The 18,312-nt window shown below is 45.7% G+C and carries 12 protein-coding genes; 10 read left to right on the top strand and 2 right to left on the bottom strand.

The features are described 5' to 3' along the window. Window positions 1-79 precede the first annotated feature (79 nt). On the top strand, window positions 80-1,939 hold the full coding sequence (locus tag K6969_RS10965) for a proline--tRNA ligase (protein ID WP_029173112.1): 1,860 nt from the start codon (window positions 80-82) through the stop codon (window positions 1,937-1,939). Between the two features lie 86 nt (window positions 1,940-2,025). On the opposite strand, the gene sohB is transcribed toward K6969_RS10965, so the two are convergent. Next, window positions 2,026-3,036: a protease SohB gene (gene sohB / locus K6969_RS10960; RefSeq protein WP_029173113.1), complete on the bottom strand. Its 1,011-nt coding sequence runs from the start codon at window positions 3,034-3,036 to the stop codon at window positions 2,026-2,028. A 168-nt stretch (window positions 3,037-3,204) separates the two neighbouring features. On the opposite strand from sohB, the gene K6969_RS10955 reads away from it, so the two are divergent. From K6969_RS10955 to K6969_RS10915, 9 genes are all read left to right on the top strand, one after another. Further along, on the top strand, window positions 3,205-7,596 hold the full coding sequence (locus tag K6969_RS10955) for a PolC-type DNA polymerase III (RefSeq protein WP_029173114.1): 4,392 nt from the start codon (window positions 3,205-3,207) through the stop codon (window positions 7,594-7,596). Between the two features lie 143 nt (window positions 7,597-7,739). Next, window positions 7,740-8,342: a nitroreductase family protein gene (locus K6969_RS10950; protein WP_029173115.1), complete on the top strand. Its 603-nt coding sequence runs from the start codon at window positions 7,740-7,742 to the stop codon at window positions 8,340-8,342. 598 nt (window positions 8,343-8,940) lie between these two features. Continuing rightward, entirely contained in the window at window positions 8,941-10,182 is a 1,242-nt protein-coding gene (locus K6969_RS10945; RefSeq protein ID WP_029173116.1) for an aminopeptidase, read from the top strand. Window positions 10,183-10,559: 377 nt separating this feature from the next. After that, a complete protein-coding gene (locus K6969_RS10940) occupies window positions 10,560-10,793 on the top strand; it encodes a GlsB/YeaQ/YmgE family stress response membrane protein (RefSeq protein WP_029173117.1) in 234 nt (77 codons plus the stop codon). A 510-nt stretch (window positions 10,794-11,303) separates the two neighbouring features. After that, complete coding sequence (locus tag K6969_RS10935) at window positions 11,304-12,866, top strand: 2-isopropylmalate synthase (RefSeq protein ID WP_024398507.1); 1,563 nt, start codon at window positions 11,304-11,306, stop codon at window positions 12,864-12,866. Window positions 12,867-12,874: 8 nt separating this feature from the next. Then, the gene (gene leuB / locus K6969_RS10930) at window positions 12,875-13,927 is read left to right on the top strand and encodes a 3-isopropylmalate dehydrogenase (RefSeq protein ID WP_029173118.1); all 1,053 of its coding nucleotides are present in this window, start codon (window positions 12,875-12,877) and stop codon (window positions 13,925-13,927) included. After that, window positions 13,924-15,315: a 3-isopropylmalate dehydratase large subunit gene (gene leuC / locus K6969_RS10925; protein WP_024378842.1), complete on the top strand. Its 1,392-nt coding sequence runs from the start codon at window positions 13,924-13,926 to the stop codon at window positions 15,313-15,315. Before leuB ends, leuC begins: the two co-directional genes overlap by 4 nt. Next, window positions 15,315-15,908, top strand: a complete 594-nt coding sequence (gene leuD / locus K6969_RS10920) for a 3-isopropylmalate dehydratase small subunit (protein ID WP_029173119.1) — start codon at window positions 15,315-15,317, stop codon at window positions 15,906-15,908. The genes leuC and leuD overlap by 1 nt, the downstream gene beginning before the upstream one ends. Before the next feature lie 339 nt (window positions 15,909-16,247). Further along, window positions 16,248-17,033, top strand: a complete 786-nt coding sequence (locus tag K6969_RS10915) for an L-threonylcarbamoyladenylate synthase (RefSeq protein ID WP_014638675.1) — start codon at window positions 16,248-16,250, stop codon at window positions 17,031-17,033. A 64-nt stretch (window positions 17,034-17,097) separates the two neighbouring features. On the opposite strand, the gene K6969_RS10910 is transcribed toward K6969_RS10915, so the two are convergent. Further along, the gene (locus K6969_RS10910) at window positions 17,098-17,958 is read right to left on the bottom strand and encodes a helix-turn-helix domain-containing protein (RefSeq protein WP_029173120.1); all 861 of its coding nucleotides are present in this window, start codon (window positions 17,956-17,958) and stop codon (window positions 17,098-17,100) included. Window positions 17,959-18,312: the final 354 nt, after the last annotated feature.

The following is an 18,312-nucleotide window of genomic DNA, read 5'->3' as shown; positions in this document are numbered from 1 at the left end:
AGATAAACTGACTGATGTGCAAGCACATTGCGCCAGTTTCCTAATTTTCAGTCGTTTTTTACGACCTCCGTATCTTAATATGAAACAGTCTAAAATGATTATCCCTACTTTGCGGGAGATGCCTTCGGATGCGTCGGTGATTAGCCACGCTTTGATGTTACGTGCGGGTTATGTCCGTCAGATTTCTGCTGGTATTTACAGCTACTTGCCTTTGGCTAACCGTGTGATTGAAAAAGCAAAAAATATCATGCGTGAGGAGTTTGATAAGATTGATGCTATTGAATTTTTGGCACCAGCTCTCTTGTCAGCGGACATTTGGCGTGAGTCAGGTCGTTACGAAACATATGGCGACGATCTTTACAAGCTCAAAAACCGCGAAGGTTCTGACTTTATCTTGGGACCAACTCACGAAGAAACGGTGACTCTTTTGGCGCGTGATGCGGTGCAGTCTTACAAGCAGTTACCACTCAACATCTACCAAATCCAGCCAAAATACCGTGATGAAAAACGCCCTCGTAACGGTCTTCTCCGTGGTCGCGAGTTCATCATGAAAGACGGTTACAGCTTTCACGCCAGCTATGAAAGCTTGGACCAGACCTATGACGACTACAAGACAGCTTATGAGGCTATTTTCACTCGTGCAGGCTTGGAGTTCAAAGCTATTATCGGTGACGGTGGTGCCATGGGCGGTAAGGACAGCCAGGAGTTTATGGCTATTACCCCAGACCGTACCGATCTCGACCGTTGGGTTGTCTTAGACAAGTCGGTTGCTTCTTTTGAGGAAATACCAGAGGATGTTCTTGAAGCTATCAAGGCAGAGCTCTTGGCATGGTCTGTATCTGGTGAAGATACCATCGCCTACTCTAGCGAATCAGGTTACGCTGCCAACCTAGAAATGGCAACTAGCGAATACAAACCAAGTACAGCAGTTGTGGTTGAAGAAGACTTGGTTAAAGTTGCTACACCAGATGCTAAAACCATCGACGAAGTGGCAGCCTTCTTGAATGTCGCTGAAGAGCAAACCATCAAAACCATGCTCTTTATGGCAGACGGCGAGCCAGTTGTTGCCCTTCTTGTCGGCAATGATCAAGTGAACGATGTTAAGTTGAAAAACTACCTTGGAGCAGATTTCTTTGATGCTGCTAGCCCAGCGGATGCTGAAAAAATCTTCGGTGCAGGCTTTGGCTCACTTGGCCCAGTTTGTTTACCAGAAAACATCAAGATTATCGCCGACCGCAAGGTGCAAGATGTGAAAAATGCTGTTGTTGGTGCCAACGAGGACGGCTTCCACTACACAGGTGCCAATGCGGGTCGTGATTTCCAAGTGACTGAGTATGTGGACATTCGTGAAGTCAAGGAAGGCGAACCGTCTCCAGATGGACACGGGGTTCTCAACTTTGCCCGTGGTATCGAGATTGGTCACATCTTCAAGCTCGGTACCCGCTATTCAGACAGCATGAATGCCAACATCTTGGATGAGAATGGTCGTTCTATGCCGATTATCATGGGATGCTACGGAATCGGTGTTAGTCGTCTCTTGTCAGCAGTTCTTGAGCAACACGCTCGCCTCTTTGTCAACAAGACACCAAAAGGCGAATACCGTTACGCTTGGGGGATCAACTTCCCTAAAGAATTGGCACCGTTTGATGTGCATTTGATTCCAGTCAATGTCAAAGATGAAGAAGCGATGGCCTTGACTCAGTCTATCGAAGCAAGTTTGGTTGGTGCAGGCTACGAAGTATTAACTGACGACCGTAATGAGCGTGTCGGTGTTAAGTTCTCTGACAGTGACTTGATTGGCTTGCCAATCCGTGTGACGGTTGGTAAGAAAGCAGCTGATGGCATCGTCGAAGTGAAAATCAAGGGCACAGGTGATACTGTAGAAGTTCATGTGGACCAACTCCTTGAAACCTTGCAAATTTTGAATCAGGAAAATTAATAAATCGAAAAAGAGTTTGCAGTTTAAAATGTTTCGTCTCGAGTGGAAAGATTAGGACGAATAGTACAGTTTCTGCAAACTCTTTTTTATCGAATCGAACTAGATTTGTTGACTAGCTTTAGTATGAGGTTGGACAGGCTGGTTTCGACTTGAACACCGATGCGGTTGATGAGAGATTTCTTCTCTTCAAATTTGACTAGAAGTACCTGTCTCTCGTGAATTTGATTCAAAATCAAATCATCACTAGTCGCGATTTCATCAACTAGGTGGACCTTTTTGGCACTAGTTCCGTACCAGGTTTCGCCTGTGCTGACCTGTTCGATGTCTAGTATAGGACGGTTTTCTTGGACGAAATCTTTGAATAGATGATGAACTTCGTTTAATTCTTCTTGGAACTTATCTCTACCTTCAGCAGTATTTTCTCCCATAAAGGTCAGAGTTCGTTTGTACTTACCAGCGGTCATGACATCTACATCAATCTCATGCTTTTTCAGTAGGCGGTGGATGTTGGGGATTTCTGCAACGACACCGATAGATCCAACAAGAGCAAAGGGGGCTGCGACGATTTTGTCAGCGACAGCGGCCATGAGGTAGCCTCCACTAGCCGCAACCTTATCGACTGAAATGGTCAAGGGGATCTGCTTATCTTTTAGGCGAAGAAGTTGGGAGGCTCCAAGACCATATCCATAAACCGATCCGCCGGGACTTTCCAATCGAACCAAAACTTCATCTCCTTGACTAGCCAAAGTCAAGATGGCTGTGATTTCTTCTCTGAGGTTATCAACTTCCTTGGCTTGGATATCTCCGTCAAAGTCTAAGACAAATAAACGTTTGATCGGTTTATCTGTCTCTTGGTCAAGATTTTCTTGTTCTCGTTCTTCCTGAAGTTGTTTGTAAGCCTTTTTGTCCAGTAGTTCTTTTTCAAATTGGTCCTGTTGGTCCAATAGTTTTTCAGATAAATCGGTAATGGTCACTTGACCGTCCGTCTGTTTCGACTTCATTTTTGTGGAAAGGACTAGTAGAAGTAGGACTGCGATGAGTAAGGTCACAATCTTGAGGAAGAAGATGCCGTATTCAATGAAAATGGTTTCCCACATAATGATTATCTCCTTGTATTTTTAAACTGATTGTATCATATTTCAGCTCGTTCTTTCAATCGCTATCTTAATCTATCTGCCTTCCTATAGTCGGAAAGCTCGTCTAGTCCAAGAAATTTTCCTCTATTTATGGTAAAATGTTTCTAACGAACTACAAAGGAAATGGTCATGTCAGATAAGTTTCAGCTCTTACTTCAACAAATCGGAATGCCTCTTGATGCACGACAATCAGGGGCTTTTTCGACTGCAACGATTGAGAAAGTAGTCTTGCACAAGGTCAGCAAACTCTGGGAATTTACCTTCCGCTTTGAAAAGCCCTTGCCACTGATGGACTATCAACTCTTCAAGGCTCGTTTGGCGACGGAGTTTGAAAAGGTAGGAAATAAGATTCAATTTTCTATTGTCAGCGATGCGGAGGCTTTTGAAGCTGGTTTGGTAGAAGCATATTATCCAGAAGCTTTTACGGAAGATTTGTGCCAGAGTGCAGGCTTCAAGGCTCTTTTTCAGCCATTAGAGGTGGCTTATAGAGATGGTGTTTTGTGGATAAAGGGACCTGAAACCATTGACACCGTTCATTTTCGGAAAAATCACCTGCCAAACCTTGTGGAACAATACAAGCGATTTGGATTTGCTAATCTTGCGGTGGATATTGAAGTTTGTCAAGAGATGACGCAGCAGCAGGCTGCGGCTTTCCATGCGCAAAATGAAGAAATTTACCAGCAGGCTAATGAAGAAAACCTGGCGGCCCTTGAACAACTGGCTCAAATGGCGCCACCACCAGAGGCAGCTCAGCCATTTGTCCCAGAATATAAGAAAAATCGTCCTGCCAAGGTCAATATCGAAAAGGCTGAGATTACACCTATGATTGAGGTGGATAGCGAGGAAAATCGGATTGTCTTTGAGGGACTGGTCTTTGAGGTCGAGCAGAAGACGACCAAGACGGGGCGGGTCATTATCAACTTTAAGATGACCGACTATACTTCGTCCTTCACCTTGCAGAAGTGGGCTAAGAATGAGGAAGAGGCTCAGAAGTTTGATATGGTCAAAAAGGGCAACTGGCTGCGGGTGCGAGGCAATGTGGAAACCAATAATTTCACTCGTGATTTGACTATGAACGTGCAGGAAGTCCAAGAGGTCAAGAAGGAAATCCGCAAAGATCTCATGCCTGAGGGTGAGAAGCGGGTCGAGTTTCATGCCCATACCAACATGTCCACTATGGATGCTCTGCCTGCCGTTGAGGACTTGGTGGCGCGTGCGGCGGCTTGGGGACACAAGGCGGTGGCCATTACCGACCACGGCAATGTCCAGTCCTTCCCCCATGGCTATCATGCTGCCCGTAAAGCTGGGATTAAGCCCCTCTTCGGGATGGAGGCTAATATTGTCGAGGACTCTGTGCCCATTGCTTACAACGAAGCAGATGTAGTCCTGTCTGATGCCACCTATGTGGTCTTTGACGTGGAAACGACCGGTCTCTCTGCGGTCAATAATGCCCTGATTCAGATTGCGGCGTCTAAGATGCACAAGGGCAATATCATTGCAGAATTTGATGAGTTTATCGATCCAGGTCATCCGCTCAGTCAATTTACAACAGATCTGACAGGAATCACAGACGAGCATGTGCGTGGTTCTAAACCTCTAGAACAAGTCCTGCGTGAGTTTCAAGATTTCTGTCAAGATTCCGTCATGGTTGCCCACAACGCGACCTTTGACGTTGGCTTTATGAATGTCAACTATGAACGAGCAGGCTTACCTCTTATTAGCCAGCCTGTCATTGATACCTTGGAATTTGCTCGTAACCTTTACCCCGACTTTAAGCGTCATGGTTTAGGTCCTCTCACCAAGCGGTTTGGTGTTGCTCTTGAACACCACCACATGGCTAACTACGATGCGGAGGCGACAGGGCGCCTGCTCTTCATCTTCCTAAAAGATGCCTTGGAGAAGCACAATTTGACCAATCTCAACCAGCTAAACACGGAGCTGATTGCGGAGGATTCCTATAAGAAGGCTCGTGTCAAGCATGCCACGCTCTATGTGATTAATCAGGTTGGTTTGAAAAATATGTTCAAACTGGTCTCTCTTTCCAATACCAAGTATTTTGAGGGAGTTCCACGTATTCCACGGACCGTTCTCAATGCCCATCGTGAAGGTTTAATATTGGGAACAGCCTGTCAAGAGGGTGAGGTCTTCGATGATTTGCTCTCCAAAGGGATAGATGAAGCGGTTAAAACGGCAGCCTATTATGATTTTATCGAAGTTATGCCACCTGCCCTCTATGCTCCCATGATTGCCAAGGAGCAGTTTAAGGATATGGCAGAGATTGAAGAAACCATCAAGCAGTTGATTGAGGTAGGACGTAGGGCAGGTCTGCCTGTTCTGGCGACTGGAAATGTCCACTACATTGACCCAGAAGAAGAGATTTACCGGGAAATCATTGTTCGTGCTCTAGGTCAAGGGGCACCGATTAACTGGACCATCGGAAATGGTGAGAACGCTCAGCCAGCACCACTGCCAAAAGCCCACTTTAGAACGACCAGCGAGATGTTGGACGAGTTTGCATTCTTGGGAGAAAGTTTGGCCCGTGAGATTGTCATTACCAATCCCAATGCTATGCTGGACCGGTTTGAAGATGTTCAGGTGGTTAAGACCGACCTCTATACGCCTTATATTGAGAAGGCCGAGGAAACGGTTGCGGAATTGACCTATCAGAAAGCCTTTGAAATTTATGGCAATCCTCTTCCAGATATTATCGACCTGCGGATTGAGAAGGAATTGACCTCCATTCTGGGTAATGGCTTCGCCGTGATTTACCTGGCTTCGCAGATGTTGGTGCACCGTTCCAATGAGCGGGGCTACCTGGTTGGTTCACGGGGGTCTGTCGGCTCCAGTTTCGTTGCAACCATGATTGGGATTACCGAAGTAAACCCTATGCCTCCTCACTATGTCTGTCCAAATTGTCAACACAGTGAATTTATCACAGATGGTTCCTATGGTTCAGGTTTTGACCTGCCAGACAAGGATTGTGAAAAGTGTGGGACCAAGTATAAAAAAGATGGACAGGACATTCCTTTCGAGACCTTCCTTGGTTTCGATGGAGACAAGGTTCCCGATATTGACTTGAACTTCTCAGGGGATGACCAACCGTCTGCCCATTTGGATGTTCGGGATATTTTCGGTGAAGAAAATGCCTTCCGTGCAGGAACGGTTGGTACGGTGGCGGCCAAGACGGCCTATGGTTTTGTCCGAGGCTATGAGCGGGATTATGGTAAATTCTACCGTGATGTGGAAGTGGAACGTTTGGCTACTGGTGCGGCTGGTGTCAAACGGACGACTGGTCAGCACCCAGGGGGAATTATCGTATTTCCTGACTACATGGATGTCTATGACTTTACCCCTGTTCAGTATCCTGCCGATGATGTGACGGCTAACTGGCAGACCACCCACTTTAACTTCCACGATATTGATGAAAACGTCTTGAAACTCGATATTCTGGGACACGATGATCCAACCATGGTTCGCAAGTTGCAGGACTTGTCAGGTATTGATCCGCAGACCATTCCTGCCGATGACAAGGGAGTGATGGCTCTCTTCTCTGGTACGGAAATTCTGGGCGTTACCCCAGAGCAGATTGGTACACCGACAGGTATGCTGGGTATTCCTGAATTTGGAACTAACTTTGTACGGGGGATGGTGGAGGAAACCAAACCGACCACCTTTGCGGAACTCTTGCAGCTGTCTGGTCTATCCCACGGTACAGACGTATGGTTGGGCAATGCCCAGGACTTGATTAAGGCAGGAATTGCCGATCTATCTACGGTTATCGGTTGTCGGGATGACATCATGGTTTATCTCATGCATGCAGGCCTGCCACCTAAGATGGCCTTTAACATCATGGAACGGGTGCGGAAGGGTATGTGGCTCAAAATTTCTGAGGAAGAGCGAAATGGCTATATTCAAGCTATGAAGGATAACAAGGTGCCAGACTGGTACATCGAATCCTGTGGAAAAATCAAGTACATGTTCCCTAAAGCCCATGCGGCAGCTTATGTTATGATGGCTTTACGGGTAGCCTACTTCAAGGTTCACCACCCAATCTACTATTACTGTGCTTATTTCTCTATTCGTGCCAAGGCCTTTGATTTGGCGACTATGTCAGGTGGCTTGGATCGAGTCAAGGCCAAGATGGAAGAAATTGCTCTCAAGAAGAAGAACAATGAAGCCTCAAACGTTGAGCAAGACCTCTACACTACTTTGGAGTTGGTCAATGAGATGCTGGAACGTGGCTTTAAGTTTGGTAAATTGGACCTTTACAAGTCCCATGCGACTGACTTCTTAATTGAAGACGACACTCTTATTCCGCCATTTGTTGCCATGGATGGTTTGGGAGAAAACGTAGCCAAGCAGCTTGTGGCGGCACGGGCTGAAGGAGAGTTTCTCTCCAAGACGGAGCTCCGTAAACGAGGTGGATTGTCAGGTACACTGGTCGAAAAAATGGATGAGATGGGCATTCTGGGCAAAATGCCAGAGGATAACCAGCTCAGTCTCTTTGATGATTTGTTTTAAACTTGTTCACTGTTTCTTTTGGAAGCAGTGAATTTTTTTATAAAAAGAAGTCAAAACTCTTGACTAATGTTTTTGATAGGTGTATAATCTCTACATAGTGATAGATACCACTAAGTAGTAACAAATAGAAAAGAGGAAACTATATGTCAAACTTTGCAAAACTTCAAGAAACTCGCCGTTCAATCTACGCACTTGGTAAAGACTTGCCAGTATCAAATGAAGAAGTAGTAGCACTTGTTGAGAAAGCCATGAAAGAAGCTCCATCAGCTTTCAACTCACAATCAAGCCGTGCAGTTGTATTGTTCGGTGCGGAATCAGAAGCATTTTGGAACGAAATTGCCTATAGCGAATTGGAAAAAGTAACGCCTGCAGAAGCGTTTGAAGGCACAAAAGGTCGTTTGGCTAGCTTTGCAGCAGGTGCAGGTACTATCTTGTTCTTCGAAGACCAAGACGTGGTCAAAGGCTTGCAAGGGAGCTTCCCGCTTTACGCTGAAAACTTCCCAATCTGGTCTGAACAAGCTCACGGTATCAACTTGTACGCAGTATGGTTGGCTTTCGCTGAGAAAAACATCGGCATGAACGTACAACACTACAACCCATTGGTTGATGCACAAGTTGCTGAAAAATACGGTATCCCAGCTAACTGGAAACTCCGTGCCCAAGCACCATTCGGAAGCATCGCAGCGCCAGCAGCAGACAAAGACTATATGGCGGATAGTGACCGTGTAAAAGTTTTTGGTAACTAATACTCTGCGAAAATTGAAGTCAGACGTTGTTGACTTGGTGTGATGAACTTAAGTTCTATCTACATCTGCGTCGCCTAGTCTGACTTCAATTTTCATTGAGTATACATACTTACAGTTTGCTTTATTACGTTGGTAGATGGGGAGTGGGAAAGAACTCGACCATTCATAGAAGAGTTCGTCTTCCCACCCTCGCACAGTTGATTAGGTCAGATTTGGAGTGTAAAATACGAACAAATCTGCCAATCAACCACTGCGCTGAGATGTTGACACTAACGTTGAGAAGCGGTGCTGGACTTTTTGCCCAGCCTCTATTTCCAACTTCAAACACTCCACTGGATTGTTTGAACTCGCTTTGGCGTACGTTACGAGCGTTACTTACTATCGTAAGTAAGATTTCCAACCTTCAACAGTCACTACCCTGACTGTTGAAGCAGCCTGCGGCTTGCTGACACGAACTCCATTCGTTTCATCTCCAAGCTTCAACTATCTCCCAGAGCAAACCTTTTCAACTTCCTGTATCAGCAGGAAGTTTTTTTATCTGTCTAGCTTCAAAATATGATACAATAATAGGGTATTTCAAAGTACAAAGGAGAAAAAAATGGTATTACCAAATTTTAAAGAAAATCTCGCTAAATATGCTAAACTCTTGGTTTCAACAGGTATCAATGTACAGCCAGGTCACACGGTTCAATTGACAATCGGTGTGGAACAAGCTGAGTTGGCACGCATGATTGTCAAAGAAGCTTACGCCCACGGTGCGGCTGAAGTCTTGGTCAATTGGTTGGACGATGTGATTGCGCGTGAGCGGTTGGTTAATGTTGATGTGGAACTCTTGGAACAAGTTCATCCACAACGCGTTACTGAAATGAACTACCTTTTGGAGCGTAAGGCCAGCCGTTTGGTTGTCTTGTCAGAAGATCCAGGTGCTTACGATGGCGTTGACCCAGAGAAATTGTCTCGCAACGCTCGTGCACTCAGCCAGGCTTTGAACCCAATGCGACAAGCATCCCAAGCTAACAAAATCAGCTGGACACTTGGTGCAGCCTCTGGTTTGGAATGGGCCAAAAAAGTCTTTCCGAATGCAGCATCTGACGAAGAGGCAGTGGATCTTCTTTGGGATCAAATCTTCAAGACTTGCCGAATCTACGAGGAAGATCCAATCAAGGCTTGGGAAGAGCACGAAGCACGCTTGGTGGCTAAGGCTAAGGTCCTCAACGACGAGCAGTTTGTCAAATTACACTACACAGCACCAGGGACTGACCTCGTTCTCGGTATGCCGAAGAATCACTTGTGGGAAGCGGCTGGTTCGGTCAATGCCCAAGGTGAACACTTTATCGCCAATATGCCAACAGAAGAGGTCTTCACAGCACCTGACTACCGTGTGGCAGACGGTTATGTAACGTCTACAAAACCACTCAGCTACAACGGTAACATCATCGAAGGCATCAAAGTAACCTTCAAAGATGGTGAAATCGTAGATGTAACCGCTGAAAAAGGCGACGAAGTCATGAAGAAATTGGTCTTTGATAATGCTGGTGCTCGCGGTCTCGGTGAGGTTGCACTTGTGCCAGACAAGAGCCCGATTTCTCAATCAGGCGTGACCTTCTTCAATACTCTCTTTGATGAAAATGCCTCAAACCACTTGGCGATTGGTCAAGCCTATGCCTTTTCTATCGAAGGTGGTACGGAAATGAGCCAAGAAGAGCTCAAAGAAGCCGGTCTTAACCGTTCAGATGTCCACGTAGACTTCATGATTGGTTCTAACAAGATGAATATTGACGGTATCCGTGAAGACGGTACTCGTGTGCCGATCTTCCGTGACGGTGAGTGGGCAATCTAATGATATTTGAATGAAACTGGGCAAAAAGCTCAGGATCACTTCTCAGAGTTCGTATCAACATCTCAGCGCAGTGGTTGATTGGGTTTAACAGTCCAGTGGACTGTTAAAGGTTGGAGATAGTATTTGCGAAGCAAATATCAGCAATTCGTGTTTTGCACTCCAAATCTGACCATTACGACTGATGCGAACAGAGTTCGCTTCATCTCCAACCTCAAACTGTCCCCCAGACAGTTTGAGCTGTGCGGGGGCGGGAGTGAAACAGTCTGGGGATAGACTGTTTCAACTCAACAACTGGAAATAAGGACTTGTTGACGAACTCTTTTTGACCTAGTCGAGTTCTTTCCCACTCCCATTTTGTAAATAAGGAGGAATACGGAATGTTAACAAGCATTATCGCGGGAGCCATTATTGGCTTGATTGCCGGAGCCTTGACCTCATCAGATGACCGTCGTGGTTGTTTGGGAAATATTATCCTTGGTCTTGCAGGTTCGTGGGTTGGCCAGTTGCTCTTCGGTGACTGGGGTCCACAGTTTGCTGGTATGGCCTTGGTTCCATCTGTCTTTGGAGCAGTATTGCTGGTGGCAATTTTTAGCAGTTCCAGACGGAATTAAAATGAACTGTAAAACCAAACCTCGAACGGGTTTGGTTTTCTATTATCTGGATTTGTGCAAATTGCAGCATTGTTCGGATTTTTCAGAAAATTTCCATTTTTCTGTTGACAAGTGAAAAAAAGTACGTTATCATGGAAAACAAGTAAAACACAGAAAGGAAAAAGTCAAATGAAACCTGTCACTACAAAATTTTTTGCTTTGTTGTTGCGACGGTCGGGCTAGTGCGCTAGGTAGCATTAGTCCTGTTTGGCTTACCAAGCGGGCGCTGTTGACAACATCTCGCAGGTAGTTATCCTCGAGGTGTTTTCTTTTTTATCGTCATTTAGTTTACTTTTATTACTTCGTTAACTCGCCTTGCCTAACTCCAGTTAAGCCTGCGGTTTTTGATGCGAACTAAGTTCGCTCTATTTCCCACCTCCAACAGTCACTACTCTGACTGTTGGAGCTAGTACTAAAAGTAAATTCAAGGACGATAGTATTGAAGTTTGTATTGTTTAGAAAGGTATTCTTATGCGTGTGATTGAATTTTTAGATACAACTTTGCGAGATGGTGAACAGACGCCGGGTGTGAATTTTTCTATCAAGGAAAAAGTGACCATTGCCAAGCAGTTGGAAAAATGGGGAATTTCTGCCATTGAAGCAGGTTTCCCAGCGGCTAGTCCTGATTCGTTTGAAGCGGTCCGTCAGATTGCAGCGGCGATGACCAAGACAGCTGTGACAGGTTTGGCACGGTCAGTCAAATCAGACATTGATGCTTGTTATGAGGCGTTAAAAGATGCCAAGTATCCGCAGATTCATGTTTTCATTGCGACCAGCCCCATTCACCGTGAATTTAAACTTCAAAAGACCAAAGAAGAAATTTTGGCGCAAATCACTGAACATGTCAGCTATGCCCGTGAGCGTTTTGAGGTGGTGGAATTCTCGCCAGAGGATGCGACACGGACGGAGTTGGATTACTTGCTAGAAGTTGTGCAGACAGCGGTAGATGCTGGTGCGACCTACATCAACATTCCAGATACAGTCGGCTTTACGACTCCTCAGCACTACGGAGAAATTTTCCGTTACTTGACAACAAACGTCAAATCGGACCGTGAGATTATTTTCAGTCCGCATTGCCATAATGACCTAGGTATGGCTGTTGCCAATACCCTATCGGCCATTAAAAACGGTGCCGGTCGTGTCGAGGGAACCATCAACGGTATCGGTGAGCGAGCAGGGAATGCGGCCCTTGAAGAAGTAGCTGTTGCTCTTGAGATTCGGAAAGATTTCTATGATGTGACTAGTCCGATTGTTCTTAAGGAAACGCTCAATACTTCGGAATTAGTATCTCGCTTTTCTGGGATTGCCATTCCACGCAATAAGGCGGTTGTCGGTGGCAATGCCTTCTCTCATGAGTCAGGTATACACCAAGATGGTGTCTTGAAAAATCCATTGACCTATGAAATCATTACACCTGAGTTGGTAGGGGTCAAGAAAAATTCTCTGCCACTGGGGAAACTATCTGGTCGCCATGCCTTTGTAGAAAAGCTGAAAGAACTAGACCTGTATTTTGAAGAAGGAGACGTTGCTAGCTTGTTTGCTCGTTTCAAAAAACTGGCAGACAAGAAGGAAAAAATTACGGATGCAGATATTCGTGCCTTGGTAGCTGGGACAGAAATTAGCAACCGTGATGGTTTCCAATTTAAAGATTTGCGTTTGGATAGTCAGTCTGACGGAAGTATTCAGGCTCAGGTCATCTTCATCAATCAGGATGAGGAAGAAGTGGTTGTTGCAGAGTCAGGCAAGGGTTCTGTTGAGGCTGTCTTTAATGCTATTGACCAATTTTTCCACCAAGAGATTAGCTTGGAACGGTATCATATTGATGCCATCACCGATGGGATTGATGCCCAGGCGCGTGTGCTTGTCGCTGTAGAAAACAAGGCAACGGAAACTATCTTCAATGCCTCTGGTATTGACTTTGACGTGGTGAAAGCCTCTGCCATTGCCTATATCCATGCTAATGTCATGGTGCAAAAAGAAAATAGTGGACAGATAGATAAGAAACTATCAGAGAAAGACTTGCCACACATCTAGGAGGAAGTATGACGAAAAAAATTGTAGCCTTGGCTGGTGATGGAATCGGTCCTGAAATCATGGAGGCTGGTCTAGCAGTTCTCGAGGCTGTGGCTGGGCAAGTAGGATTTGATTATGAGATTGAGGAGAGAGCTTTTGGTGGTGCTGGGATTGATGCGGCTGGCCATCCTCTACCAGATGCTACCTTACAAGCCTGCCGTCAGGCGGATGCGATTTTGTTAGCAGCTATCGGTAGCCCTCAATACGATGATGCGGCTGTCCGACCAGAACAAGGTCTGCTTCAACTTCGGAAGGAATTGGGTCTCTTTGCCAATATCCGTCCGGTGAAAATTTTTAATAGCCTGAAAGACTATTCTCCTCTGAAGGCCGACCGGCTGGATGGTGTGGATTTGGTCATGGTACGGGAGTTGACAGGCGGGATTTATTTTGGAGAGCATATTCTGGAAACAGACCAAGCCAGCGATAGCAATACCTATCAAGCTGAGGAAATCGAAAGAGTTGTTCGCTCTGCCTTTGACCTAGCCCAAAAAAGACGAAAAAAAGTCACCAGCATTGATAAACAAAATGTACTGGCGACGTCAAAATTATGGCGGAAGGTGGCGGATGAGGTGGCCAAGGACTACCCAGATGTGGTCTTGGAGCACCAGTTGGTGGATAGTGCAGCCATGCTTTTGATTACCAATCCTAGTCGATTTGACGTCTTGGTGACGGAAAATCTTTTCGGAGATATTTTGTCGGATGAGGCCAGCGTATTAACAGGGACGCTAGGGGTTCTGCCTTCTGCTAGTCATGCGGAGGCAGGTCCTAGTCTTTATGAACCTATCCATGGTTCGGCACCCGATATTGCAGGTCAGGGCATTGCCAATCCTGTCAGTATGATTCTATCTGTTGCCATGATGCTGGAAGAAAGTTTTGATTTGGTCCAAGCGGGTCATACCATTCGCCAGGCAGTTGAAGCAGTCTTTGCAGAAGGCATTTTCACCAAGGATCTGGGTGGGACCGCCTCTACCAAAGAAATGACAGTGGCTATTATTGCCCAACTTGAAAGGAGGTCACCATGAGTGGCAAATCCATTTTCGATAAGCTTTGGGATCGCCATGTGATTACAGGGCAGGAAGGTCAGCCCCAGCTCCTCTATGTGGACCAGCACTATATCCATGAGGTGACCAGTCCTCAGGCCTTTCAAGGACTGAGGGATACAGGGCGACCGGTTCGGCGACCAGACTTGACCTTTGCGACTTTTGACCACAACGTGCCAACCGTTGATATTCACAATATCCGTGATGTCATTTCCAAGGCTCAGATGGATGCCTTGGCTAAGAATATAGAAGATTTCGGCATTCCCCACGCAGCCCACGGTTCGGAACATCAGGGGATTGTCCACATGGTTGGACCAGAAACAGGCAGGACACAGCCAGGTAAGTTCATTGTCTGCGGAGATAGCCATACAGCGACTCACGGAGCATTTGGAGCTATCGCATTTGGGATTGGTACTTCTGAAGTAGAGCACGTTCTCGCTACCCAGACCATTTGGCAGGTTAAACCTAAGCGACTCCTAGTGGAATTTGTCGGTCAGGCTCAAAATGGTGTCTATGCCAAGGACTTTATTCTGGCTCTGATTGCCCGCTACGGCGTGGATTGTGGCTTAGGGCATGTGGTGGAATTTGCAGGGCCAGTCATCGACCGACTCAGCATGGAAGAGCGGATGACCATTTGCAATATGTCCATTGAGTTCGGCTCTAAGATGGGCATTATGGCTCCAGACCAGACCACCTTTGACTACCTGCGAGGTCGGGAGTGTGCACCAGCGGACTTCGATGCGGCGGTGGCTGATTGGAAGGAGCTCTACTCAGACGCCGACACCGTCTATGACAAGCATCTAGTCCTTGATGTGTCAGACTTGGCACCCATGGTCACTTGGGGGACCACACCTGCTATGGGGGTTAGCTTTGACGAAATCTTCCCAGCCATCCGTGACCACAACGACGAGCGGGCTTACGCTTACATGGACTTGGCTCCTGGGCAAAAGGCTGCGGACATTCCTGTTGGCTATGTCTTCCTAGGCTCCTGTACCAATGCTCGCCTCAGCGATTTGCAGCTGGCAGCTAGGATTGTTAAGGGGCGGAAAATAGCAGAGCAGGTTACGGCTATTGTCGTACCAGGCAGTCGCCCTGTCAAGCGAGCTGCAGAAAAGCTTGGGCTAGACAAGATTTTTATGGAGGCTGGTTTTGAGTGGCGGGATCCCGGTTGCTCCATGTGTCTGGGCATGAATCCAGATAAGGTGCCTGCAGGTGTCCACTGTGCCTCCACAAGTAATCGGAACTTTGAAGACCGACAGGGCTTTGGGGCCAAGACCCACTTGTGTAGTCCTGCTATGGCTGCCGCAGCTGCGCTTTATGGACGATTTGTTGACACTAGACAGCTAGACATTCTCAAGGAGGGAGTCTAATGCACCAATTTACCACATGGACAGGGACGACTGTTCCGCTCATGAATGATAATATTGATACCGACCAGCTCTTGCCCAAGCAGTTTCTCAAGCTGATTGACAAAAAGGGCTTCGGCAAGTATCTGCTCTATGCTTGGCGGTACTTGGATGATAACTACACGGACAATCCTGATTTCATTATCAATCAGCCTGAGTATCAAGGCGCTAGTATCCTCATATCTGGGGATAACTTCGGAGCAGGTTCTTCTAGGGAACACGCTGCTTGGGCTCTGGCAGATTATGGCTTCAAGGTCATCATTGCAGGCTCCTTTGGGGATATTCATTACAACAATGACTTAAATAACGGGATATTACCTATTATCCAGCCCAAAGAAGTCAGGGACCAACTGGCTCAGCTGGCTCCAGATCAGGAAATCACAGTTGATTTGGCAAATCAGTTGATACGGACGCCTTTTGGGGAGTTCCCATTTGACATCGAACAGGACTGGAAACACAAGTTGCTCAATGGCTTGGATGATATTGGTATTACCCTTCAGTATCAGGATTTGATTGAGGAGTATGAGAGGAATCGGCCAAGTTATTGGCAAGAATAGAGTCTTTCATTTTATCTTTTATTACTGCGACGAACGAGGAAACTCCGTTTCCCTATTTCCAACTTCAAATAATTTCATCATTATTTGAACTCGCTTTGCCGTACTTTACAAGCGTTACTTACTATCGTAAGTATGATTTCTAAACTTCAACAGTCACTACTCTGACTGTTGAAGCTGTCTGCAGCTCGTTGACACGAACAATGTTCGTTTTATCTCCAACCTCTGACTGTCTCCCAGACAGTTAGAGCTAGTACTAAAAGTAAACTGAAAGACTTCTACGAAATATTAGAAAACTAGCAGATCGCTCTGCTATGGAACAAAAGAAAAGAGGAAATTATTATGACGAAACAAATTCACTGGGATGGCGCACTTTCACAAGAAGGTTTTGACATTATCAAGGGTGAGGGAGGCGTGATTGTCTGCCCGACTAAGGTTGGTTACATCATCATGACTGCCGACAAGGCTGGCTTGGAGCGTAAGTTTGATGCTAAAGAGCGTAAGCGTAATAAGCCGGGTGTTGTCCTTTGTGGTAGCATGGAGGAGCTTCGTGAGTTGGCTCAGTTGACTCCTGAGATTGATGCTTTCTACCAAAAACATTGGGATGAGGACATTTTGTTGGGTTGTATCCTGCCGTGGAAACCAGAGGCTTATGCTAAGTTGCAGGCTTATGGCGATGGTCGTGAAGAGTTGATGACTGACGTGCGTGGGACTTCATGCTTTGTCATCAAGTTTGGTGTAGCTGGCGAGCAGATTGCCAAGGAAATGTGGGAAAAGGAAGGCCGTATGGTCTATGCGTCATCTGCTAACCCGTCAGGTAAGGGAAATCGTGGTAAGGTAGAAGGTATTGGTGAGCGTATCGCGTCTAAGGTAGACTTGATTATCGAGGCGGATGACTACGTAGCATCTATCCAGCCAGACAAGACCATTGAAACCCGCTATGAGCAAGGGGTTATGGTGTCTATGGTAGACAAAGATGGTAAACTCATTCCAGAACAAGGTGCAGACAGCCGTTCTATCAGCCCGTGCCCAGTTGTTATCCGTAAGGGTCTGGACATTGATAAAATCATGATGCACTTGTCTGACCATTTCAACTCTTGGGATTACAGACAAGGGGAATATTATTAAAATATAAAGTAGAACGATCCGAAAGGGTCGTTTTTTCGTACTCACATAAAAAACTGACCGAAATTCAGTCAGTTTGGTGTTGTTTGATAAGTTTTTTGAGGTTGTCGAGTAGAGTTTGCTCGTCTGTCCATTCTAAGATGTGTAGTCCTTTGTCAATCAGTTCCTGCTTGTTTTGGGCTATGCCTAGATAGACATAGGCACGGGCTAGTTGATCATAGCGTTTTTCTTTCTTGGCTAGGTCCATGAGTTTGGTGGCAAAACAAGTAGACTTGCTGTACTGTCTTTGTTCCAAGAAAAAATAAGAAAGTGATCGATAATGTGACAGTATAGTGGGTTGAATTTTCTTGTAATCCTTGTATTTTTCCAATCGTTTTAGAAGAAGATTGGCAGTTTCTTCAAGGGTATCAAGTGAAGAAATCTTGGACAGAAGAGTACCTACTAAGATAATATCGTTATGGTACCAGTTATCGTATCCTTCTAGTTGGGACCAGAGGAGTTTGGACAGGGTTTCAGCCTCGTCGGAAAGCTGGGTGATAGAAGAACTTTTTCGAATAGCTACAACGGTCTCCAGGAGGAGGCACTTTCTGTGAATAGGAATATCATTGGGTTCTTTTTTCAAATGGTCCTGGCAACGCTTTATCAAATCCTCCATGGTCTTAGTGGTCGGATTTCTGAGATTATCTATATCGTAGAGCAATTGTTGGCGTTGGCTGGGCTGGTAGTAGTTACAGAGGTATTCAAACTCCTCAAAACTCATATCCACCTGTTTGAGTAAGAACCGCATGAGCTCATAGCTAGGAATGTTCTGATTTTTCTCGAAACGTGACAAGGTTGCCCGATTGAGATAATCCCCACAAATCTGTTCCTGACTTAAATGCTTACTTTTCCGAATACTCTTATATACACTTCCGTAATCCCACCGCATAAACTACACCTTTCAAAAAATGTGAAAATATGTAACAAAATAGACAATATTTGTAAAAATAGTATATCATAATGGTATAAAATATACATCAATTTCTATAGGGTAGAAAGGAGAAAAGGAAGAACGGAAACGATATTCTTGATAGGAATTGAGGTATTCAAGAAAAAATCCCATCAGAGAGGAGGAGAGGGACGGATGAAAAAGAAGGTCACATATATGACAATCGCCATATTGGTCTTACTTATCTCGGTCATTCGGATTTTTGGTGAGCCAGATGAAGATATCTATGAAACCCAACCGGCAACTCATCTGGTGGGGTAGGATGTACTTTTGGTTAGTAGAAATAGAAAGAAG

This window comes from Streptococcus suis, from assembly GCF_019856455.1.
Taxonomy (GTDB): Bacteria; Bacillota; Bacilli; order Lactobacillales; family Streptococcaceae; genus Streptococcus; species Streptococcus suis_AE.
The sequence above is the reverse complement of the archived record's forward strand: the minus strand, read 5'-3'. Positions and strand labels throughout refer to the sequence as shown.